This is a genomic window from Drouetiella sp., from assembly GCF_059504425.1.
The window spans coordinates 1-21,298 of record NZ_JCACIN010000093.1; the positions used below are offsets into that span (position 1 = coordinate 1).

Here is a 21,298-nt window from a genome sequence, read left to right on the forward strand (position 1 = left end):
GAACGCTTCTCTACCTCTACAATAATGTCCTAACTCGTTCTCGTAGCGCTATATTTAGAGATAAGGGCTTGAAACGCTGCTGAAATGCTAGCTGGCTCATATCTTTCAGCTTTCCCCCATGGCTCATCTCCCTGAAACAGCTATGGAGCCTAAGGATTAATGCTTTGTATAGACCAGTCCTCGTCTGCCGCTGCCGTATTTTTGAGATACAGATAGCGATTTTGCGGTTCGCCCCGCAACTCCAAATGATCCACCTGATCTAGGTCAAATAACAGCAGGCAAAAGTTAGGCAACGGGTCAGCCGCATCGGGTGGCAGCTGCTCAAATGCCTCATCCGAGCGCGGTTTTCGGGGTTCTGGCCAGACAAATTGAACTCTAGACGCATCCGAGAGGCTATGCCAAAGATTTTGACGTGCCTTTAGCAGCTCTGCCTCGGCATTGGCTGAAACGATCGTCAATTTTCCCATGAGCCGAAACTGCTCACGGGTTTTGGGGAAATACCAGCAAGCTTCGCCCCATGGATGCAGTAAAAGCTGATCTACTTTTGAGCTACGAGTGTCGGTAATAAACTCAAGCTGGTTTGTTTGATCTAGAAATCCTCGAAAGACAATCGTGCGGTTGGCAGGACGACCATCTGAACGCACGGTCGCCAATTGCAGATAGCGGGCATGAACCAGCGATCGATTTCGATGTAAAGCTCGTGCTAGAGGCGATCGCCAGGGAGCAAGCGGCATACGGATATGGAGATAGAGATGTCAGCATCTTAGCGCAGCATCTTGTCGCAGCAGCCTAGGGTAGCCTTGCGCAAAAACCTAACGCGGCGCAGTTGACCCGCCTAAGCGATCTTCTACTGCGACCACTCGTTCTTTCAGTTCAATCACCAGAGTAGCCAGCCGCTTGAACATTGGATCATCCGCTAAGCTAGACCCGGTCGGAGCTGAACTTATAACTGGCGGAGCTATTTCAACACTAGAGTTTCGACCCAGTCGAGCGACGCTATTTTGCAGCTGGTTAATCTGCGATCGCAGCGTCGAATTCTCAGACTCTAGCCGAGACACCCGTGATTCAAGTTGTGTGGTTGACTGGGCAATGAGGGGTACTGAGAACGACTGTGCGGAAGATAAGGATTGCCAGCCCAGCGCTAGCATCAGCGTCAACATCAGTAAACTAAGGAGCCGTCCAACCTGAGACGATAGCTTCATATTCTGTTGCCGAGTTCAAGATAAGTTCTTTACTTACACTTTCGATCACATACAGCGCAAGCTGCAATGGTCTAATGATAGAAAAGTAAAATTCGTGGAACGCTCTATGTAGTAGAAAACTTGAAGGCTGAACTTCAGTTGCACGTTAGGTTCCTGAATGATCCTGTCAGCTTGCCTCCTTCCAACTCCAAACTGCCGCCTGCGAGTGCCCTCACTGGTCGTTCTCAAAATGTAATGATTTTTTATTGGGTGAGCTTTGCCCACTCAGTAAAAAATCATTACATGAATACCAACATCCCCTCGCTATAAATTGATTGTGGGAAACCCCAATGTTTGACTATTCTCTGACAATTTTGACTCCCCTGGTTATGGGTTTATGGCTGAGCTTTATATCTGAGCCTTCGTCCCTGCCCAAATCTTTAGGGGAGTTGCTCTATTTTTGTCTGGGCATATTGGCAGGGCTAGGGGTGATGGGATGCCTGCATTGGTTGCGAACTGACAGGATGTTAAACCTTGATAGGAATCCGCAGTCTGTGTCGCAGCAAGCCGCCACCCAGATCAACAGCGTTATAGAAGACGACGCTTTTTATATCCTGAATCAGCAGTGGCAGTTCACTGCTATAAGTGCCAAAGCAGAAGAGTTGCTAGAACGGAATGCGATCGATCTTTTGGGCAACAGCATTTGGGACGAGTTTCCCGATGCGCTCGGCTCGATGATTGGCAGCATGTATCGCAAAGCGATTGCTGAAAATCTTCCCGTTACCTTTGAAACGTACTACGCGCCCCTAGAGGGCTGGTTTGAGGTTCATGCCCACCCTTTCGAGGAGGGGCTGTCGGTTTACTTCAAGGAAATTAGCGATCGCAAGCGGATCGAAACAGACCTATACAAATCGCAGCAAATTCTACAATCGGTGATGGACACCATCCCGCAGTCCCTTTTTTGGAAGGATCGCCAGTCGGTTTTTTTAGGCTGTAATCAAAACTTTGCCCATGGCTGTAGCGTAAATAGCCCTAGAGAGGTAATTGGTAAAACGGATTATGATTTCATCTGGTCGCGAGAAGAGGCGGATGCGTTTCGTGCCATGGATGCCCAAGTGATGGAATCCGACACTCCAATTCTGCATGTGATAGAGCTATTTGAGAGTATAGATCATCAGCAAGTTTGGCTAGATTACAGCAAATTTCCTCTGTATGATGCCGAGGGCACCGTGGTCGGCATGATTGGGATGTATGAAAATATTACCGATCGCAAGCACCATGAGATGCTGTTGCAACAGACCAATGAAGACCTAGAGCGCCGGGTTGCAGCGCGAACGATCGAACTTCAGCAACTCGTCGCTCAGCTAGAACAAGAGGTTTTAGAGCGACAGCGAACAGAAGCTGAGCTTCGAGAGTCCAAACAAATGCTGGAACTCGTGTTTGATACTCTACCCCAGCGTATTTTTTGGAAAGACAGACAGCTCAACTACCTAGGCTGCAACAAGCTGTTTGCTCAAGATGCGGGTCTGGCGTCGCCGGAACAGATTATTGGCAAAAATGACTTTGAGCTGTCCTGGAAAGAGCTTGCTCATCTTTACCGAGCTGATGATGCCGCCATCATAGAATCAAATATCCCACGCCTCAATTTTGAGGAACCCTACACATCAGAAGATGGTGCTTCTGCATGGGTGATCACGAGCAAGATTCCTATGACCAATGAAAGGGGCGAAGTGTTTGGGGTGTTTGGGTCGCTTGAAGACATTAGCGATCGCAAACGCGCTGAAGCTGCCCTCGAAGCCAGTGAGCGTAAGTATCGCATCCTGGTAGAAACTTCTCAAGATCTGATCTGGTCGATCGATCTAGAAGGACGCTACACCTTCATTAATCCTGCTGCCCAGCATATCTTTGGCTATGAGCCGCACGAGATGATCGGTCGCGCTTTCTCTGATTTTCAGACTTCAGACTGCATCCAAAGAGATCAGCAAGTTTTTGAGCAGGTGTTGGCAGGACAATCTGTGAAGCAGTACGAGACTGCCTACTTGTCCAAAGCGGGTCGGACAGTCTACTTAGCGTTTAATGCGATCGCCCTGCAAGATGAAGGCGGCAATATCATTGGCGCAACGGGCACCGCTAGCGACATCACCCAGCGCAAACAGGTGGAGCTAGAGCTTCAGAAAACTCGCATATTTCTAGAATCGGTGCTGAAACACTTGCCCGTTGGGGTAATTGCCAAAGATGCTAGAGACTTGCGGTATGTGTTGTGGAACACGGGTGCTGAGAAGGTTTTAGGTCGCTCTGCCCGCGAGATTTTGGGTAAGACTGACTCTGAAATTTACCCAACCCAACAGGCAGAAATCTTTTTGGCTCAAGACTACCAGGTCTTAGAGAGTGGACAAATGCTGGATGTGGAAGAAGCTACCACGATCGCCAACGGTGAAGAACGCATTTTTCACAGCCAAAAGACTCTGATCGTGGATGTGGACGGCAATCCCGAATACCTGCTGCTGCTGACAGAAGATATTACCGATCGCAAGCATGCCGTAGATGCTCTCCGCCAAAGCGAGGAACGCTTTCAGCGCGTGGTTGCCAATGTACCAGGCATGATTTATCAGTTCCGCTTGGCTCCCAACGGTCAGGTTTCTTTTCCCTATGTCAGCAGTTTTTGCCGAGAGCTATACGGGATCGAGGCAGCAGAACTGCAAGATAACGCTTACCTAATCCTCGATCGCATCCATCCCGATGAGCGAGAGGGATTCGAGGCTTCTGTGAGGCGCTCTGCCGCCACTCTAAAATCCTGGGAGTGGACGGGGCGCAGTTTGCACAGGGCAAATGGATATCGCTGGATCAAGGGCATCTCCCGACCCGAACGCCAGCCCGATGGCGCGATCGTTTGGGATGGGCTAGTGGTGGATATCACCGATCGCAAGCAGGTTGAAGACGAACTGCGTAACTCTCAGCAGCTTTTACAGCTGGTGATGGATACCATTCCTCAACTGATTGCCTGGAAAGATCGCAACTCGTTCTATGTGGGTTGCAACAAAAACATGGCGAAGGTTTCAGGAGTGGAAACGCCTCAAAACATCGTCGGCAAAACAGATTATGATTTGGCTCATGCTCTGGGTTGGGAGAAAAACATCGCAGACTTTTATCGAGACTGTGATGCCCAAGTTATGGATTCAGGCGTACCCAGGCGTCATGTGGTCGAACCCCAGCTCCAAGCCGACGGCAAGAGCGTTTGGCTAGATACCAGCAAGCTACCGCTCTACGATGCTGAAGGTGAGGTTGTGGGCGTGCTGCTGATGTTTGAAGACATCACTGAGCGCATGAAAATTGAACAAGATTTAAGGCTTTATAAGCGAGCAGTTGAGTGTTCAGGTGATGCGATCGGCATTGCTGACGCGTCCGGAACTCATATTTACCACAACCCCGCTTTTTCCAAGCTGCTCGATTGTGAAACGCCCGACCAACTGCGTCAGGCGGGCGGTATCCCCAATATATTTGCAGACCCGTCGGTTGCGGAGATGGTGGTACAAGCCACGATGAAAGAACAACAGTGGGTGGGTGAAGTCGAGGTGCGTTCTTTGAGTGGTCGTTCTCTCCCTGCTTTACTGCGGGCGAATGTCATTGTTGATGAGGCGGGGCAACTCATTGGCACTGTGGGTTCAATGATGGATATTAGCGATCGCAAGCAGGCAGAGATGCAGCTCAGGCAGCAGGCTCACGACCTAGAAACCACGCTGCGAAAACTTCAAAATACCCAAACGCATCTGATTCAAAGTGAAAAAATGTCGGCACTGGGTCAGCTTGTTGCTGGAGTAGCCCATGAGATTAACAACCCTGTGGGCTTCATTTCTGGCAATCTTAGCCATGCCATCGAATATACCCAAGATTTGCTCAATCTTGTTCATCTCTATCAGATTCACTATCCCAATCCGGTGGCTGAAATTCAGGATGAGATAGCGGCGATCGAGCTACCTTTTCTAGTTGAGGATTTGCCCAAGCTCGTTGGCTCTATGCGGGTCGGAGCCGATCGAATTCAGGGCATTGTCGCTTCGTTGCGTACTTTCTCCCGCATGGATGAATCTGACATGAAATCAGTCAATATCCATGATGGCATTGATAGTACGCTGATGATTTTGCAGAGTCGCCTCAAGCCCAGCCCAACTCGTCCCGCGATCGAGATCATCAAAACTTATGGCACGCTGCCGATGGTGGAATGTTATGCAGGGCAGCTTAATCAGGTGTTCATGAACCTTTTAACTAATGCGATCGATGCTTTAGAGGAGATGATGGTTAACAGAGAGGCAATTAGTCGCCAAGCTTGCCCCGACCAGGATTTAGAAGGCTTCATTCCGACTATTCATATTCAAACTGAGCTAATTCAAACTGAGCTGCCGGACAGTCCCAAAATTTGTATTCGCATTGCTGACAACGGTATGGGCATGACGGAAAAAGTTTGCAATCGCCTATTCGATCCCTTTTTTACCACAAAGCCGGTGGGCAAAGGCACAGGCATGGGGCTTTCGATTAGCTATCAAATTGTGACAGAGCGGCATGGCGGCACGCTGCAATGTGTCTCTACTCCCGGACAGGGTGCCGAATTTAAGATTGAGATTCCGGCACGGCAAGTATAGCAACCGCCAAGGCAGTTAAGACGGGGACATTTAGAGTGGGGCGCTTCGCGCCCCACTCTAAATGTCCTAAAGAAATTGAATACGGCTATGGCACTCCTCTTAAAGAATTCATCCCTAAAATCAGCAGCGTCCGCTTTCAACAGACGCGAGTCAACATAGGCTATCCTGTGATACGCTACTCCCCATCACGTTGGGCATAAGCCCGTTGGGTAAAGCACGTTTGGTCAAAGCCAGTTGGGTAAAAGGATAAGCCAATGTCAAAACTGAAAGTCGGTCTGCTGTTTGGGGGCTGCTCTGGAGAGCATGAGGTGTCGATTAGCTCCGCTAGGGCGATCGCCCATGCCCTAGAATCCTACGGCGATCGGTATCAGTTAATGCCGATCTACATTCAGAAAGACGGGCATTGGCAGATGGGTAAAGTGGCTCAACAGGTCCTAGGAGGTCTGTCCCCACAGGCTTTAGAATCACAGACTTTAGAATCGCAGCCTTTAGAGTCAGGTGAACTAAAGTTTGGTGAATTGCAGGCGAGAGCGATCGCCTCACCAGATCTTGCCCTGCCGCACCTCGAAGGCATTTCCCAGCGGCTACAGCGTTGGCAGCCTCCTGTACAGGTGGCAGAAATAGATGTCTGGTTTCCCATTTTGCATGGCCCTAACGGCGAAGACGGTACCGTGCAAGGATTGTTGAAGCTGATGCAGCAGCCCTTCGTCGGGTCAGGTGTTTTAGGCTCAGCGCTGGGAATGGACAAAATTGCCATGAAAATGGCGTTTGCTCAAGCCGGATTGGCGCAGGTGAAATATATCGCCGTCAATCGATCGCAGGTTCGATCAGACGGCAATATATTTCCCAAGCTCTGCGACCAGATTGAAACAGAGCTGGGCTACCCCTGTTTCGTCAAACCCGCCAATTTAGGCTCATCGGTGGGAATTGCCAAAGTGCAGACGCGATCGCAGCTCGAAACCGCTTTAGATAGTGCGGCCAGCTACGATCGCCGCATCATTGTTGAGGCAGGGGTAAAGGCACGCGAGGTAGAATGCGCGGTCTTGGGCAATGACCACCCCCAGGCTTCTGTCGTCGGCGAAATCACCTATGACAGCGACTTCTACGATTACGAAACCAAATATACTGCCGGAAAGGCGGGACTACAAATCCCGGCTCCCTTATCGCCTGCCGTCACTGCTCAAATTCAAGAGATGTCGCTCCGCGCCTTCGAGGCTGTGGATGCTGCCGGAATTTCTAGAGTGGATTTCTTTTACGTTGAAGAAACAGGCGAAGTGCTGATCAACGAAATCAACACAATGCCGGGTTTCACGGCTACCAGCATGTACCCGATGCTGTGGCAAGCCAGCGGCATAGACTTTCCAGAGCTAACCGATCGCCTGATTCAGCTGGCGATCGAGCGGTTTAACGCCAAATAGCAGCATCCTCAAATCTTGTGCTTTCAAATCTTGTGCCCACAGCCTGAGTCTAGTCACCATCCTCAGAACCGCATAGAATATGAGCAAAGGATCTTCATATGTAAGGTCTAACCACAGCTCTGGTATAGCGGGGTCAAGGTATGAGTCATCAGGCTGTCCGACAGCATCACAATGATCCTCGTCGCCATCGACACAGCTCTTCAAAAGTCCGGCACTCAGCCGTAGAGCCTACCCGGCAAAAATCGGCTGAACCCAATGAGAGGTTAACTAGGGGGCATAAGGGGTCGCAACTGGTTCAGTTTCTCCGACGCTACCCATTGGCGTTGCTGCTGGCAGTCTGGGTTGTGCTCATGCTGCTGGCTGGGGTAGCTATCCTGGATATGACCAGTTTAGGCGCCGCTAAACCGCCAGTTTCTAGTGGAGCAGATGCGATTGCGCCGATCGCCCCATCGCCTGATTTGTCGGCACAGTCCTCCGAAGCTCCTCTTTCACAGGGTTCCCCGACGGCTCCTGAGACATCGCCTCAGCCAGGGCGCCCTTCTTTGCAGTTGCTCTCACTGGTGACGATCGCTTTGAGCTGTGCGATAGGCTGCATGATCATCTTGCAGGGTCTGAAGCCGCGCCGTCCGCCTGAGCGATCGCATTCATCTGTATTTTCAAAGTCCCCACTTTCAAAGTCTGTGCCTTCAAAGTCTGCATTCTCAAATGCCTCTCACAAATCCAGAGCTTCAGTTACAAGAGCGAACTCCAGATTTCAGTATGTCGCACCTGCTCATTCTGCCAGTGCATCTACTGTTCCGTCGGCAGTTTCTTCTGTAGTTCCATCCAGAATCAGTCAGCCTTTGGATTGGGAAGAACCTAGCATTGCAGACAACTTAGACTTGCGGCAACACAGACCCCTTTCGGACTGGCTGTGATTTTTTGAAGGGCGCTTTGCGCCCTTCAAAAAATCTATCCCCAATTAAGCAGTCGGCTGGAGATTCTAGATTACACTTCGCCTGAAGATTCGTCGCTTTGACCTGGAGATGAATTGTAGAGAGCATCAAGGCGTTCGCGGGCATCCTCTACAGTCATCGAACGCATCACCAAAAACGGTTCATCGACAACATTGCCATGGTCATCCAGCAGTTCAGGATGGGGAACTGCCCTGACTCGGCTCTGACGCACCATCGGCTGAGGTTCAGAGTTGGGCGTAAAACTACCCTTAGTGGTGGGTGGACGCTGCGACTCTAGCCCCAAGGTCACGAGATTGCGAATCAGATTACCGACTGCCAGAAAAGCCAAAATTGTAAAGGCAAGAATGTAAATTAAATGCAACATGGGTTTTCCTTAAGGTCAATGTGGCAGGGGTAAGGCTTGCACCTTCCTAACCAATATTTTTAAGTCGATGATTTCTTAAGTCTTCAATTAAAATTTTGAATCGATCGCCTCAAGAGCTGTGGGTTCATCCATTTTTCAGCTCTGCTCTCAACGCATATTTCTCAACGCGGACGTTTATTCACACATTATTTATCGATACATATAAAGTTACTCTAGTCTCTCAGATTTTTAAATGCAGTTAAGGACTGCTCTCAAGAATCTAGCTAGACGCCCTGATCTTCTGTGCGGAACTGTCTTTTGACTTGCCAACACTCCGTGATAAGCCGATGCCAACTCACCATGACAGCAGTGTCCACCCCAACTTGCCCATCCGTCGCGTTAAAGAGAGCTTGAGATGCAGCCAGCTCTTGCTCAGCTTGCTTAATGCGCTCTAACAAATCTGCTTGCTGCCCGACGCTCAGAAAATCAAGCCTGTGCGTCTCCAGTAGCGATCGCCCCTGATTAAACCAATACTGAAAGTCTTCCAATAGAGGCTGCAAGACAGTCTTCAGCAGATCTGATTTAGACTGAAAACTTGGGCTGGAATCTAACATTAGTATTTAAATTTGCGGTTTGGCTATAAGTCTAAGCTTAACGTAATTTACGTTTCTTAATGAAAAGATTAGCTTGTTTTTCCGTAATTTTAAAACGGTATCGCGCTGAACACAATGCTTTAGGAGTTAGCCTTCTGATCTTGAGGGTTCTGATTTAGGCTACAGATCGATAAGATAGAGGCTAGATAGCCGAATGCCTAGCCACACGCTCTCTTAAACCCTGTCATTACCATCCATGTCTAACTCAGAACAGCCCGATAAAATTCATCTGCCCCGAACCAGTGAGTCTGAACCCATTAAAAAGATTCGCCACACCACTTCGCACGTGATGGCAATGGCGGTACAGAAACTGTTTCCCAAAGCGCAGGTAACGATCGGCCCTTGGATTGAGAATGGCTTTTACTACGACTTTGATAGCCCTGAGCCTTTTACTGAAAAGGATCTGAAGGCAATTAAGAAAGAAATGGTGCGGATTATCAACCGCAAACTGCCCGTGACTCGCGAAGAAGTCAGCCGCGAAGAGGCACAAAGGCGAATTGAGGCGATCGCTGAACCCTACAAGCTAGAAATCCTCAACGACATTGAAACAGAGCCAATCACGATCTATCATGTGGGCGATCAGTGGTGGGATCTTTGCGCAGGGCCGCATGTAGATAACACGGCTGATTTGAACCCAGAGGCGATCGAGCTGGAAAGCGTTGCTGGAGCCTACTGGCGCGGCGACGAAACCAAAGCTCAGCTTCAGCGCATCTACGGCACCGCCTGGGAAACCCCAGAGCAGTTGGCGGAATACAAGCGTCGCAAGGAAGAGGCTCTGCGGCGCGACCATCGCAAGCTGGGCAGAGAGCTGGGGCTATTTATTTTTGCTGATCCAGTGGGACCCGGACTGCCGCTCTGGACACCGAAGGGCACGGTGCTGCGATCGCTCCTTGAAGACTTCCTGAAGCAGGAGCAGATCAAGCGGGGCTACCTGCCTGTCGTTACGCCTCACATTTCGCGGGTCGATTTGTTCAAAATTTCTGGGCACTGGCAGAAATATAAGGAAGACATGTTTCCGATGATGGCGGAGTCGGAGGAAGACAAAGCCAACGAGATCGGCTTTGTCATGAAGCCGATGAACTGCCCGTTTCATATCCAAATCTACAAGAGTGAACTGCGCTCTTACCGAGAGCTGCCTATGCGGCTTGCCGAATTTGGCACGGTCTACCGCTATGAGCAGTCCGGGGAGCTAGGCGGCCTAACTCGCGTGCGCGGCTTCACGGTAGATGACTCTCATCTGTTCGTCACGCCTGAACAGCTTGATGCAGAATTTCTCAGCGTCGTAGATCTGACCCTGACGGTGTTTAAGAGCTTGCAGCTTAAGAACTTTCGGGTGCGCCTCAGCTTCCGCGATCCCACATCCGACAAATACATTGGCTCAGATGAAAGCTGGGACAAGGCGGAAGGGGCAATCCGTCGAGCAGTCGAAACGCTGGGCATGAATTATTTTGAGGGCATTGGCGAAGCGGCGTTTTATGGTCCCAAGCTCGACTTTATCTTTCAAGATGCGCTCGATCGCGAATGGCAGCTCGGCACCGTCCAGATTGACTACAACCTGCCAGAGCGATTTGAGCTGGAGTATGTCGCCGAGGACGGGACGCGCAAACGTCCGGTGATGATCCACCGTGCCCCCTTTGGCTCCTTGGATCGCTTGATTGGCATTTTGATCGAGGAATATGCCGGAGACTTTCCCCTCTGGCTGTCTCCCGTGCAGATTCGGCTGCTGCCCGTCACCGAAGAGCAGATGGCGTTTACTCAGCGGGTGGCGACCCAAATGCGTTCGGTGGGCATCCGGGTTGAAGTGGATGCCAGCGGCGAACGCTTGGGCAAGATGATCCGCAATGCCGAAAAACAGAAAATTCCGGTAATGGCGGTTGTGGGGGCAAAAGAAGTCGAGGCTGAGGCTCTGAGCATCCGAACACGAGCCTCAGGTGAGCTAGGTTCGGTTCCGGTTGCAGAGGTGACTGAGAAAATTAAGGACGCGATCGCCCATTTCGGCAATTTCTAGCTTTTAGATCTAGCTTTTGGATCTAGCTTCTGGCTTTCTGGTCGGGCGGTAGACGATCGCCCATTTGTTTTTGCATCGGCTTCGGACGAGTTGGGGAAGTGGGTGCTGGAGTTCGCCAAATCACCAGCGGCAGGCTCAATAGCCCCAAAATTATGACGATCGCCGCAGTCGCCCAAACAATCAGCCGATTGGGGCGATAGTTGCCTCGTTCAATTTGCCAAAAGACGCGGTTGTAGCGCCATACTGCTAAGGCGATCGTCAAGATGCCTGTGATGACCAAAGTCACACCCAAGTTCTCGGAATTGAAAGTGCCAGCGGCAGACTGTGCCTGATCTAGGGCAAATTCAAGCTGGTGAATAAATAGCCCAAAACGAGCGATCGCAAACCCAAAGCCAATCAGCGCAATGGAAGTGCGTAGCCATGCTAGAAAGGTTCGCTCATTGGCCTGGTGTTCTCGCTGACGATCAATTGGGGGAGTCATGGTTATGTGGCGCTACGCGCTTAGATCCAGTGAGTTATTTTTGAAAGCCCCGCTCCGCAGGGCTTTCAAAAAATAACTCGTCCTAACTCAATTACGTAATGCTATAGCTGTATTCACAGCAGTTAGGACGGGGACAGTTTAAGGATGCGCGGAGCGCATCCTTAAACTGTCCTAAGCCCGATGATTAAGGTTATAAGCCTCAAACCGAATCTCAAGCTGAATTCCGAAATCGATCGCGCTGATCCTGTATAGATAATTATGAATTAGGGATGCCATACCTATTTTGGTTCACGTTACCTGAACCAATTTACATCTCCGGAACATTCTCAGAATACCTATTTATTCCCCGGAACATTTATATTCGTCTTCGCTTCATATCATCTGTCTGCAAAGTCTGTCTGCAAAGACTGCCTACAAGAAATATTTACCAAAAATATCTACAAAACCTGCCTAAATCAATGAACCCTAAAAGCTTTCTTGGACTCGCTTTGTTGCTCTGTGTGACAGGATGCAGCAGTGCTGTTAGCGACCAAGCTCCATCGCAATCGCCTGTTTCTAGCGTTTCTTCACCGCTACCTACTGCATCGGCGCAACCGCTCAAGCCCAGCATTAGTCCCAGCGTCAAACCCAGCACTTCCTCAGCGTCGCCTATCCAGACGGCTCCTCCCCGCGTCTCTTCAGCGCAACCTGTTCCAGGCAAGCGGATTGATCCCCCAGCAAACTCAGGTCCTCTAACTGTCAAGCCCAACCCTGAGCCTGAAATGGAGCGAGATTACGGGGTTACAACGCCGATCGCCACCACTGGAAAAGTTACCGTACGCGATCGCATTCGTTTCCTAGACTCAGATAAGCTGTTGACCGCTTGCCCCACCGACACTGCCCCCTACGCTTTGGCAGAAAGCACTCACTACCGAGTGCAAATTTGCTCAGGAGAATACGATCCACAGCTTCCGAAATACTACATTGGTCAGGCAAAAGATGGCGGTAGCGAGCTTCGCATTACCAGCAGCGACTTGAATGAAGCTCGTCAGCTCACGTTCAAGAATGGCGACTATACTTACATTCTCTATCGAGATGGCGCTAAACCTGACCAGTCCAATGCCTATCTAGAAGTTCATATGCCTAATGGCAAGAGCTATGCAGAGGCGCTGTTCTACCTTTATGAGTAAGGGCTGGTAGAGATGGGAAAATTCAGGGTGGGGCGCTTCATGCCCCACCCTGAATTTCTTAAGGAACATGGATTTAACAAGATGTAATGCTTGGGGTAAGGGCTTAGCATTGCTAAGCTCTTACAGAAGATCGGTTGTACAGGTTATTTAATCCACGATCCTAAGCAAATTGGCGACAGCTATATCAACTGGAATATCTGAGTTTGCGCTATTTCAAACTCAGATATTTTAATGTCTTGCGCGAGTTTGGTAATCTACAATCCCTAACCCCGATCCAACATACTCAAAGCCGAGGCTTTAATGTCCTGCGGATTCCAGCCTTGAGTCTTGTAGTAGGCTGTCAGCAGCACAATAATTTTGGCGATCGCCTCCTTTTTGACAGTATCCACTCGCGCCAAGTCATCTGCTGAGATCCCAGTCTGAGATGCCGAGAGTTTATGAACCTGCACGAGTTTGCTGAACTGACTTGCAGCAGCAACCAAAATATTTTCGTCTGTGGGTTCGTTGCTAGATCGAGCGTTATTTCTCGACTGTGTAGCAACTTGTGCGTCAGATAATGACATATCTTTAATTGAGGGGGTATGGCTTCAATGACCTGGAGTTACAGATGCTTACAGACAGCAAAAGTTCCTCTAGCAATCCCCTGTCTTCGGTGAGATGCAGCTCAGATGACTCTCGATTTAGAATAAATCAGGAAAATAAGTGAATCAATTGTGAACGCCCTCAAAGCTATTCTCAGAGTTATCCTAGCTGTTTTTATGGTGACGGCAGGAGTTCTGCACTGGGTCACTCCCGATCCGTTTGTCAAAATCGTGCCATCTTTTTTGCCTTACCCACTGGCACTGGTCTACATCAGCGGTGTATTTGAAATCTTAGGGGGCGCAGGACTGCTAATTCCCTTCGTAAGCCGTGCGGCTGCCTGGGGACTCATTGCGCTATTCATTGCCGTTTTTCCCGCCAATATTAACATGGCGGTGAATCGCATTCACCTAGACGGTATACCCGATTCGCCTTGGCTGCTCTGGGGTCGGTTGCCCCTTCAAGCCGTTCTGATTGCTTGGGCATGGTGGTATACCCGACCTTCTGAAAAATTTGTAGCCTATCCGCCGACCCGATCGCCTTCGTAACGTTGCCAAATTTTAGACCTTGCCAAATTTTAGACCCACATCCTCAGACCTACTGCTTCCGAAAAACGACCGATAGGTTATTGGCTGGCATCTCGCAGATTTTAGCTAGCGAGAAACCCTGTGCCTGAGCGATCGCCACAACATCTTCCAGATTACGTACGCCCCATTCTGGATTGCGCTGTTTGAGGCTAGTATCAAAGGCTTCATTGCTGGGCGCTGTATGCTGCCCTTCCCGCTTGAATGGCCCGTACAGATATAAGATTCCGCTAGCTGGCAAGATGCGTCTGGCTCCGGCAATGAGTCCCAGACAGGCTGACCAGGGTGCAATGTGAATCATATTAATATTAACGATCGCCTGAACAGGGTCACGCTGAAGATCCAGACCTGGCAGCTCTGGGAATTGCTCCACTAGCCAGATCGGCTCACGGACATCCAGGGCAATCGGTGGATGTAGATTTTTGGCTGGGCGATCGCTCTGCCATGCGGCAATACTAGCTCGTGCCTCTGCATTAGGGTCAGAGGGAAGCCATTGACGGGGCTGTAATCGGGGCGCAAAAAATACGGCATGTTCGCCTGTCCCGCTGGATATCTCTAAAATCGTGCCCGTTGGTGGCAAGACTTCTAGCAGAACGGTCAGGATTGGCTCTTGGTTGCGCTGAGTGGCGGGTGCAAACTGACGGGCATCGGGCAATAAGCTCATAGAAATTTCTGCCAGGAAGAGATTTTACCTACTGTTCTTCGCTATTGTCGCTTTTCTACCATTGTCGCTGGAGACGATCGCTACTGCGGGCAGTTTCTTCGCCAAGTCATCTAGGTTTGCTTAGAGGGACGCTTTGCGCCTCTCTAAGCAAACTTTACCTCCATAGCATCTATGTAATTGAGTTAGGGCAGATGATTTTCGAGAGCTGCGCGGAGCGCAGCTCTCGAAAATCATCTGCCCTGTTTGGGTTTTGAATTTGTACCACCAAGTTATTTTAGCTAATAATTCTAAGTGAGAGTCTTGTAAATCTTATATTTTTAGCCTTATAATCACTAAAAGCTTACAAAATAAATTCAATGAGTCTTGATGAGATAGATTTGAAAGTTCTGCGGCATCTCATGGCAGAGGGACGAATGACTTGGTCGGAGTTAGCGGGCAAGCTAGAACTTTCGACACCTGCGGCAGGCGATCGGGTGCGTCGGCTGCAAGAGCGACAGGTGATTATGGGCTTCGCAGCCCTGGTTAATCCGGCAGCGATCGGCTGTCATCTGACGGCGTTTATTGCCGTGACCTTAGAGCATCCCCGCCACCGTGCTGCCTTTATACAAAAGGTTCAGGATTTGCCTGAAATTCAAGAATGTCACCATGTCACGGGGGACGATGACTATCTGCTTAAAGTTCGCTGTCAGACCACACAAGCCCTAGAGCATTTGATTAGTAAAGAGCTAAAAGAGCTTCCAGGTCTGCTCAAAACCCGCACGACGATCGCGCTGTCTACAGTCAAAGAAACTCCTGTGCTGCCCATTGGAGTCATGGGAAAGGAGTAATACTCGATGGATCTCTATTTTTATGGGCGAGGTTTGCTCATTGGTTTCTCGATCGCCGCTCCTGTCGGGCCGATCGGTATTTTGGCCATTCGTCGGACATTAACTTTAGGCAAACGGGCGGGGTTAGTAACGGGATTAGGAGCAGCAACGGCAGATGCTATCTATGGCTGCATTGCCGGATTTGGTCTTACAGCAGTTTCAGATTTGCTGCTCGGTCAGGCGTTTTGGCTGAAGCTAGTCGGCGGTCTGTTTCTCTGCTACCTAGGCGTGAAAACCTTTATCAGTCACCCTGCTGAAGAAACTGGGGTCATAGAAAATAACCGCGCCTACTGGTCTATGTATACCTCCACAGTTTTGCTGACCTTAACCAGCCCCGCGACAATTCTGTCGTTTGCGGCAGTATTTGTGGGCTTAGGGCTGGCAACTATGGGTGGCAATTACACAACGGCAGCGGTTTTGGTAGCGGGCGTATTTAGCGGTTCGGCATTGTGGTGGCTGTTGCTCAGCAGTGGAGCCGACCTTTTGCGCGGTAAATTCACGCCTCAGAGATTGCGAGGACTTAACAGAATTTCCGGGCTGATTCTCCTCACCTTTGGCATAATTGCCCTCAGTGCCAGAAACTAGGCTAAAAGTCAGACCAGAAGTTAAAGAGGAAACAATGCGGGCAAATTGGCTAAATTGGCTCAAGAAAAGAGCGCTCACCGCATTATATGCTTGGACAATATGCGATTGGACCGTAGGCGTAAGAACCTGCGTGGGAATATGCGCTCTGAGCCTGATGCTGGTATCCCCTGCGATCGCCTCTCCACTTAATTTTTTGACCCTAGCGCAAGCCCCCGACTCTGTGCAGCAGCTCCAGCAGCAGAAGCAAAAGATTGAGCAAGAGCGATCGCACCTCAATCAAAAGCAGGATCAGCTTCAGCAGCAGGAACAATCTGCCCAGAAGAAGCTAGGTGGATTGCAAAAGGATATTAAAGCCACCAGTCAGCAGATTGCCCAAAACGAAAAGCAGATTGCCGACGCGAATCGCCGCTTAAAGACGCTAGAAAGTAATTTAGTTAAAGCTGAGAAAAGCTATGCTGCGAAGCAGACAGCCACCGTAGCGCGGCTGCGTTTTTTGCAGCGGCAGCAGAGTGGGCAAGGTCTGGCAGTGCTATTGCAAAGCCAAAATCTTAACGAATTTCTCGATCGCCGTCAGCAGTTGCGGCTTGTGTATGGGCGCGATCGCACCATCCTGGCAGACCTGCAAGCCGAAGCCAATGACCTAAATCTCCGCCGCCGTAAGATAGAAACTCAGAAGAACGACATTGCTATCCTGACGCAAGAGCTACTAGCCCAAAAAGCCCAGGCGCAAGAGGCAGCCCAGTATCAGCAGGGTCTTATTACCCATCTTCGACAAGACCGTAAGGCGCTGGAAGCTGCCGAAGATCAGCTCACTCAGGATTCTGCTAATCTAACGGCTCTGATTCAACAGCGCCTAGCCGCATCTAACAAATACATCCTGCGCGGCACAGGCAAGATGACTTATCCCAGCGATGGCGAAATCACCAGCGGCTTTGGCTACCGAATGCATCCCATTCTGGGCTACACCCGATTTCACTCAGGCATCGATTTTGGGGTTGATTATGGTAGCTCTATCCACGCCGCCGATGCAGGAGTCGTGATTTTTGCAGGGTGGTATGGCGGTTACGGTCAGGCAATTATTATTGACCACGGCAAAAACATCACGACTTTGTATGGGCACACCAGTGAGATGCATGTTTCGGAGGGGCAGACCGTACAGCGCGGGCAGGTGATTGGAGCCGTTGGCTCCAGCGGACTTTCGACAGGTCCTCACCTGCATTTTGAGGTACACATCAGCGGTGAACCCATTGATCCCGTGAGCTACTTATAGGGTATGGCTCAGAACTCTTATCGCAGAGCCTGTCCGATCGCAGCCTCCAATTCTTCTTGCCCCAAGCTCGTCAAAATAAAGACTTCCTGAAAGGTTTTTCCCTTGCGAGCGATCAGCTTGAAGCCTCCCCGAATGGGTACAGAGACTTTTATCTTTAAAACCGGAATATTAGATTTTGTGTTGCCAAGGACGGCAGGCGTGATGGTGGTAATCCCCTCAAAATAGGTAAGCCTCTCCAGAATAGGAATCAGTCCCGGAAGATGAGTCGAGTGATTCCAGACGATTCTGCCTTTGGAGGGAGTACCCATGATAAAAGGGATAAAGATTAAGAGGCTTCTAAAGGAGCCATCGTCAGCCCAGCTCGGCTCAACTGCTGATGGTAGTGTTCAGCCTGTTCTTGCGGCCCAACCCAGACGATCGCCTGTCCTTCAAAGTGAATCTGGTTCGTTAAATCCCAGGCGCGATCGCTAGTCATGCCAGGGACATACTTCATCAGACATTCGGAAACATGCTGAAACGTGTTGAAATCGTCATTGAGGACGATTATCTTGTAATTCGGATAGGTTTTTGGCTGAGTCGCCGCGCGATCGGGCGTGATCGTGGGCGAAGCCGCCACAGCCCGAACTGCCGATCCCTCAATTCCTAGCGCTAATTCCTTTACCATCTTTCCCAAGACCCTGCCATGACTCACGATAGCCTAATTCAGGTTAGCCTAGTTTTGAGTGAGCAGAAAACTTCTCGCTTCTAAATTCCTGCACCATCCAGAAATTGCTCAATTATCTTGTCTTGAGCGCGATGATCGGCGAAATCGGGTACCCGCGCTAGATGAGCCGCAGCTAGTGAAGCCGCAGTTGGTGAAGCTGCAGCCAGTGAGTGCGCTAACGCATAGTCAGACGGCTGACGCGATTCCTGTAGGCTTTGAACCTGTTGTTCTAAACCTTCAATGCGATCGACTAACGCTCGAATGACTTGAGCCTCAGAGTCCGGTAGACGACCGTGATCCAATGGATCAACTCGCTCTCCAGCCCGATACACAATCCGACCCGGAATACCCACGACGGTGCAATCAGAAGGCACATCCCGTAGCACGACCGAGCCTGCTCCAATGCGGACATTATTCCCAAGCGTGATGTTGCCTAAGACTTTCGCCCCTGCCCCCACAATCACATTCTCGCCCAGAGTGGGGTGGCGCTTGCCGATTTCTTTGCCTGTCCCGCCCAAGGTCACGCCTTGGTAAATCAACGCATAGTCGCCAATAATTGCCGTTTCGCCAATTACGACCCCCATACCGTGGTCAATAAACACCCCTTTGCCAATGGTGGCGCCAGGGTGAATTTCAATCCCGGTCAAGAAGCGAGCAACGTGAGAAATCAGACGAGGGATGAAAGGCAGATTGAGACGGTAAAGCTGATGGGCAAACCGATGGAAGAAGAGTGCCTGAATGCCGGGATAACAGAAGAGAACCTCTAGCCAGTTGCGTGCCGCAGGATCGCGATCGAACACAATGCGGAAGTCAGTAGCTAGAGCGTCCAGTAGCGTTTTAAACACAGGTAGTTACCCCGCTTAAGACAATAGAGATCACGAACAGTGGAGATTACAAACAGCAGAGGTTGTAAACAGCGAACCTTGCAGAGTTGCGTAGGGTCACTAGATATAAGGGTCACTGATTCAGAGCGACCAAGCATAACTGCCATAAATCTATGCTCGTTAATTTTAGCGTTCAACAGGGATTAAAAAAATGAGAGAACGCTGAGTGAACAAGGCACAGAGGGCTAAATTACTACGAATTCATCCTTTTGACAGATCAACAGATCAGATGACAGATCAGAATTTTTGACAGGACTATGGGCGCGATCGCAGCAGTTGATGAATGCTCTGAAGCTCACTCAGGATAGCTTGCAGCAATTCTTGAGTCTCAGTTTGAGGGGCTTGCTGGATGGCGATCGTCACAGGTTTAATGCCTAAAATATCCCTGGCAAACCGAGCCACCTCGTTAGGATGAAACAGCAGCGGGTCGTCCTTGCCGCCCCGATGTTCAGGATTAAGCTTGCGCGGATCGTAAGCAGGGTTCAGCACATCCAGCTCGGTATTGGCATAGCGATAGACTGAAGCCCTAGAACGGTTGAGAATTTTCTGAACGGCTTCTAGGGGTAATAGTCCTTGGGGATCGGTAGAGATAGAGAGATCCATAATGATTCGTAGAAGCAGCCACCAAGAAAAGCAGCGATAAAGTCATGTATTATCCTTAGACTCAACAATATCAAAATTAATATCTTCTGACTACGTAATTTTGGGGGCTGTTGTCCATCCCTTTGAAGAGGGCGATAGATTTGCACGACCTGCTTATTTTTCCAGCATTGATGCCGATGTCAATATACAAATTCAATGAAACCTGCAACCCTACTCCAATAAATTCACTGTTTTTTCACAATTTAGACTCTAAAGTTCGCCTAGGGTGGTGAGTACTAATCCCACTCATAGAAGTTACCCTATGCAAGATTTCCCTCTCCTTAGAAAAGAAGGCGTAAACTTATACAGGGTTTGCTACAGAATTAACGCGAGTCATGAAATTCACAGACCCGGTGGTTTTCATGATTTTGAAGTGGCTCAAAAAATAGTTGCCGACTTTAATACTCGGTATGGTGAAGATTGCGAATATTTTCTAGAGCAAGTCAATCTTAAGAGTTTGTCAGAGGATATTCTGATTAGCTTGGTTCATCAAGGGAAGCTGTCTCCAAAGGAAGTCTTGCCGCACCTCTCTTTGAAGTCACCTTATGTCGAAATTTGGAGATCCAAGGAATGGCACGCAACCCTTGATTCTAGATTCAGCCAATCATCTTAGCTAACTGTGCTGCCACATCCGATCGCCAACTGCCTCTGCCTAAACTTGTAGACGATCGCTAGGATCAGTGGGCATCTCCACAGGTTTTTCGCTTGAACACTAAATCACAAGACTCGGCTGCATTGCCGCCCATTGTCCCGTCAGGTAGGCTTTATGCCGTTTTGGCGTATGTTGCCTGGGGTCTGCTGCCGATTTACTGGAAGCTGTTTGGACAAACTCCGGCGATCGAGGTGCTGAGCCATCGAATGATCTGGTCGCTAGTCTTTCTGCTGGCACTCGTGGGGTTGCAGCACCGTCAGGCTGAGCTGAGACAAATCTGGCGATCGCCCAAAAAAGTCGCGGTTCTGCTCACCACGGCAATGCTGCTGACCTTTAACTGGGGGCTGTATATCTACGGCGTGAATAGCGATCGGGTGGTGGAAACGAGCCTGGGCTATTTCATTAATCCATTGGTTAGCGTGCTGCTGGGCTTTGTGTTTCTCAGAGAACGCCTACACTGGGGACAAAAAGTAGCCGTGCTGCTGGCAGCTTTGGGCGTAGCCAACTTCATTTGGCAGCTCGGCTCAGTTCCCTGGATTGCCTTGGCGCTGGCATTTTCGTTTGCCTGCTATGGTCTGCTGCGCAAGATTGTGGCGGTTTCGCCTCTCGTGGGGCTAACGGTCGAAGCGCTGCTCATTACCCCCGTAGCGCTGGCATTGGTGGGGTTCTGGGCAGTTTCGGGAACAGGACATCTGGGCACTAGCCTTTCGATGACGCTGCTGTTTATCGGCGCAGGAGTAATGACTTCTATGCCGTTACTCTGGTTTAACAATGCAGCAAAGCGGCTACGGCTCTCGACACTGGGCTTTTTTCAATACATCGCCCCCAGCATTCAACTCTTGCTAGGAGTTGTTGTCTACCGTGAGCCATTTACGACCACTCACGCCGTTACCTTTGGGCTAATCTGGTTGGCGCTGGCGATATACTCTGGCACTTCATGGCTGGAACAGCGATCGGCTGCCTAGCTGTAAATAGGCGAGTCTGTCACCCTTAGCGCGTGAGTTCTCAGAAAGATCCGCACAGCGG

At 50.0% G+C, this 21,298-nt stretch carries 22 protein-coding genes and 1 pseudogene; 12 read left to right on the forward strand and 11 right to left on the reverse strand.

The window, feature by feature from the left end:
- Window positions 1-149: 149 nt before the first annotated feature.
- Together AC5JMP_RS21710 and AC5JMP_RS21715 are read right to left on the reverse strand one after the other, a co-directional pair.
- Window positions 150-734 (reverse strand): Npun_F5749 family FMN-dependent PPOX-type flavoprotein, encoded by a 585-nt coding sequence (locus tag AC5JMP_RS21710; RefSeq protein WP_495853581.1) that lies wholly within the window; start codon window positions 732-734, stop codon window positions 150-152.
- Between the two features lie 78 nt (window positions 735-812).
- On the reverse strand, window positions 813-1,202 hold the full coding sequence (locus AC5JMP_RS21715; protein WP_495853582.1) for a hypothetical protein: 390 nt from the start codon (window positions 1,200-1,202) through the stop codon (window positions 813-815).
- A 503-nt stretch (window positions 1,203-1,705) separates the two neighbouring features.
- Here AC5JMP_RS21715 and AC5JMP_RS21720 point away from each other — a divergent pair.
- From AC5JMP_RS21720 to AC5JMP_RS21735, 4 genes and pseudogenes are all read left to right on the forward strand, one after another.
- Window positions 1,706-4,513: pseudogene (locus AC5JMP_RS21720) on the forward strand (PAS domain-containing protein); the annotation flags it as partial.
- Window positions 4,505-5,815 (forward strand): sensor histidine kinase, encoded by a 1,311-nt coding sequence (locus AC5JMP_RS21725; protein WP_495853692.1) that lies wholly within the window; start codon window positions 4,505-4,507, stop codon window positions 5,813-5,815. The pseudogene AC5JMP_RS21720 and the gene AC5JMP_RS21725, both read left to right, overlap by 9 nt.
- A 254-nt stretch (window positions 5,816-6,069) precedes the next feature.
- Window positions 6,070-7,233, forward strand: a complete 1,164-nt coding sequence (locus AC5JMP_RS21730; protein WP_495853583.1) for a D-alanine--D-alanine ligase family protein — start codon at window positions 6,070-6,072, stop codon at window positions 7,231-7,233.
- A gap of 140 nt (window positions 7,234-7,373) precedes the next feature.
- Complete coding sequence (locus AC5JMP_RS21735) at window positions 7,374-8,150, forward strand: hypothetical protein (protein ID WP_495853584.1); 777 nt, start codon at window positions 7,374-7,376, stop codon at window positions 8,148-8,150.
- A gap of 70 nt (window positions 8,151-8,220) precedes the next feature.
- Here AC5JMP_RS21735 and AC5JMP_RS21740 read toward each other — a convergent pair whose 3' ends face one another.
- Together AC5JMP_RS21740 and AC5JMP_RS21745 are read right to left on the reverse strand one after the other, a co-directional pair.
- Window positions 8,221-8,553 carry a DUF2973 domain-containing protein gene (locus tag AC5JMP_RS21740; RefSeq protein WP_495853585.1) on the reverse strand — a complete coding sequence of 111 codons (333 nt, stop codon included), beginning with the start codon at window positions 8,551-8,553 and terminating at the stop codon, window positions 8,221-8,223.
- Window positions 8,554-8,816: 263 nt separating this feature from the next.
- Window positions 8,817-9,146 (reverse strand): DUF2605 domain-containing protein, encoded by a 330-nt coding sequence (locus tag AC5JMP_RS21745; protein WP_495853586.1) that lies wholly within the window; start codon window positions 9,144-9,146, stop codon window positions 8,817-8,819.
- Between the two features lie 235 nt (window positions 9,147-9,381).
- Here AC5JMP_RS21745 and thrS point away from each other — a divergent pair, with 235 nt between their 5' ends.
- Window positions 9,382-11,193 carry a threonine--tRNA ligase gene (thrS, locus tag AC5JMP_RS21750; protein WP_495853587.1) on the forward strand — a complete coding sequence of 604 codons (1,812 nt, stop codon included), beginning with the start codon at window positions 9,382-9,384 and terminating at the stop codon, window positions 11,191-11,193.
- Window positions 11,194-11,215: 22 nt separating this feature from the next.
- On the opposite strand, the gene AC5JMP_RS21755 is transcribed toward thrS, so the two are convergent.
- A complete protein-coding gene (locus AC5JMP_RS21755; RefSeq protein ID WP_495853588.1) occupies window positions 11,216-11,674 on the reverse strand; it encodes a YidH family protein in 459 nt (152 codons plus the stop codon).
- A gap of 458 nt (window positions 11,675-12,132) precedes the next feature.
- Here AC5JMP_RS21755 and AC5JMP_RS21760 point away from each other — a divergent pair, with 458 nt between their 5' ends.
- A complete protein-coding gene (locus AC5JMP_RS21760) occupies window positions 12,133-12,843 on the forward strand; it encodes a hypothetical protein (RefSeq protein WP_495853589.1) in 711 nt (236 codons plus the stop codon).
- A 263-nt stretch (window positions 12,844-13,106) separates the two neighbouring features.
- Here AC5JMP_RS21760 and AC5JMP_RS21765 read toward each other — a convergent pair whose 3' ends face one another.
- Window positions 13,107-13,406, reverse strand: coding sequence for a hypothetical protein (locus AC5JMP_RS21765; protein WP_495853590.1), 300 nt, complete (start codon window positions 13,404-13,406; stop codon window positions 13,107-13,109).
- Between the two features lie 150 nt (window positions 13,407-13,556).
- On the opposite strand from AC5JMP_RS21765, the gene AC5JMP_RS21770 reads away from it, so the two are divergent.
- The gene (locus tag AC5JMP_RS21770; protein WP_495853591.1) at window positions 13,557-13,970 is read left to right on the forward strand and encodes a DoxX family protein; all 414 of its coding nucleotides are present in this window, start codon (window positions 13,557-13,559) and stop codon (window positions 13,968-13,970) included.
- A gap of 49 nt (window positions 13,971-14,019) precedes the next feature.
- On the opposite strand, the gene AC5JMP_RS21775 is transcribed toward AC5JMP_RS21770, so the two are convergent.
- Window positions 14,020-14,670, reverse strand: coding sequence for a DUF938 domain-containing protein (locus tag AC5JMP_RS21775; RefSeq protein ID WP_495853592.1), 651 nt, complete (start codon window positions 14,668-14,670; stop codon window positions 14,020-14,022).
- A gap of 356 nt (window positions 14,671-15,026) precedes the next feature.
- On the opposite strand from AC5JMP_RS21775, the gene AC5JMP_RS21780 reads away from it, so the two are divergent.
- The 3 genes from AC5JMP_RS21780 (at window position 15,027) to AC5JMP_RS21790 (ending at window position 17,391) form a co-directional block, all read left to right on the forward strand.
- A complete protein-coding gene (locus tag AC5JMP_RS21780; RefSeq protein ID WP_495853593.1) occupies window positions 15,027-15,497 on the forward strand; it encodes an Lrp/AsnC family transcriptional regulator in 471 nt (156 codons plus the stop codon).
- Window positions 15,498-15,503: 6 nt separating this feature from the next.
- On the forward strand, window positions 15,504-16,121 hold the full coding sequence (locus AC5JMP_RS21785; RefSeq protein ID WP_495853594.1) for a LysE family translocator: 618 nt from the start codon (window positions 15,504-15,506) through the stop codon (window positions 16,119-16,121).
- Window positions 16,122-16,275: 154 nt separating this feature from the next.
- Window positions 16,276-17,391, forward strand: coding sequence for a murein hydrolase activator EnvC family protein (locus tag AC5JMP_RS21790; RefSeq protein ID WP_495853595.1), 1,116 nt, complete (start codon window positions 16,276-16,278; stop codon window positions 17,389-17,391).
- A 17-nt stretch (window positions 17,392-17,408) separates the two neighbouring features.
- On the opposite strand, the gene AC5JMP_RS21795 is transcribed toward AC5JMP_RS21790, so the two are convergent.
- From AC5JMP_RS21795 to AC5JMP_RS21810, 4 genes are all read right to left on the reverse strand, one after another.
- The gene (locus AC5JMP_RS21795; RefSeq protein WP_495853596.1) at window positions 17,409-17,699 is read right to left on the reverse strand and encodes a DUF2103 domain-containing protein; all 291 of its coding nucleotides are present in this window, start codon (window positions 17,697-17,699) and stop codon (window positions 17,409-17,411) included.
- Between the two features lie 17 nt (window positions 17,700-17,716).
- Window positions 17,717-18,055 (reverse strand): ATP-dependent Clp protease adapter ClpS, encoded by a 339-nt coding sequence (clpS, locus tag AC5JMP_RS21800; RefSeq protein WP_495853597.1) that lies wholly within the window; start codon window positions 18,053-18,055, stop codon window positions 17,717-17,719.
- A gap of 80 nt (window positions 18,056-18,135) precedes the next feature.
- Window positions 18,136-18,939 (reverse strand): serine O-acetyltransferase, encoded by an 804-nt coding sequence (gene cysE / locus AC5JMP_RS21805; RefSeq protein WP_495853598.1) that lies wholly within the window; start codon window positions 18,937-18,939, stop codon window positions 18,136-18,138.
- Between the two features lie 294 nt (window positions 18,940-19,233).
- The gene (locus AC5JMP_RS21810) at window positions 19,234-19,581 is read right to left on the reverse strand and encodes a DUF8631 domain-containing protein (protein ID WP_495853599.1); all 348 of its coding nucleotides are present in this window, start codon (window positions 19,579-19,581) and stop codon (window positions 19,234-19,236) included.
- A gap of 301 nt (window positions 19,582-19,882) precedes the next feature.
- Here AC5JMP_RS21810 and AC5JMP_RS21815 point away from each other — a divergent pair, with 301 nt between their 5' ends.
- Both AC5JMP_RS21815 and rarD read left to right on the forward strand, forming a co-directional pair.
- On the forward strand, window positions 19,883-20,233 hold the full coding sequence (locus tag AC5JMP_RS21815) for a hypothetical protein (RefSeq protein WP_495853600.1): 351 nt from the start codon (window positions 19,883-19,885) through the stop codon (window positions 20,231-20,233).
- Between the two features lie 92 nt (window positions 20,234-20,325).
- On the forward strand, window positions 20,326-21,237 hold the full coding sequence (rarD, locus tag AC5JMP_RS21820) for an EamA family transporter RarD (RefSeq protein WP_495853601.1): 912 nt from the start codon (window positions 20,326-20,328) through the stop codon (window positions 21,235-21,237).
- The last annotated feature ends 61 nt before the right edge of the window (window positions 21,238-21,298 follow it).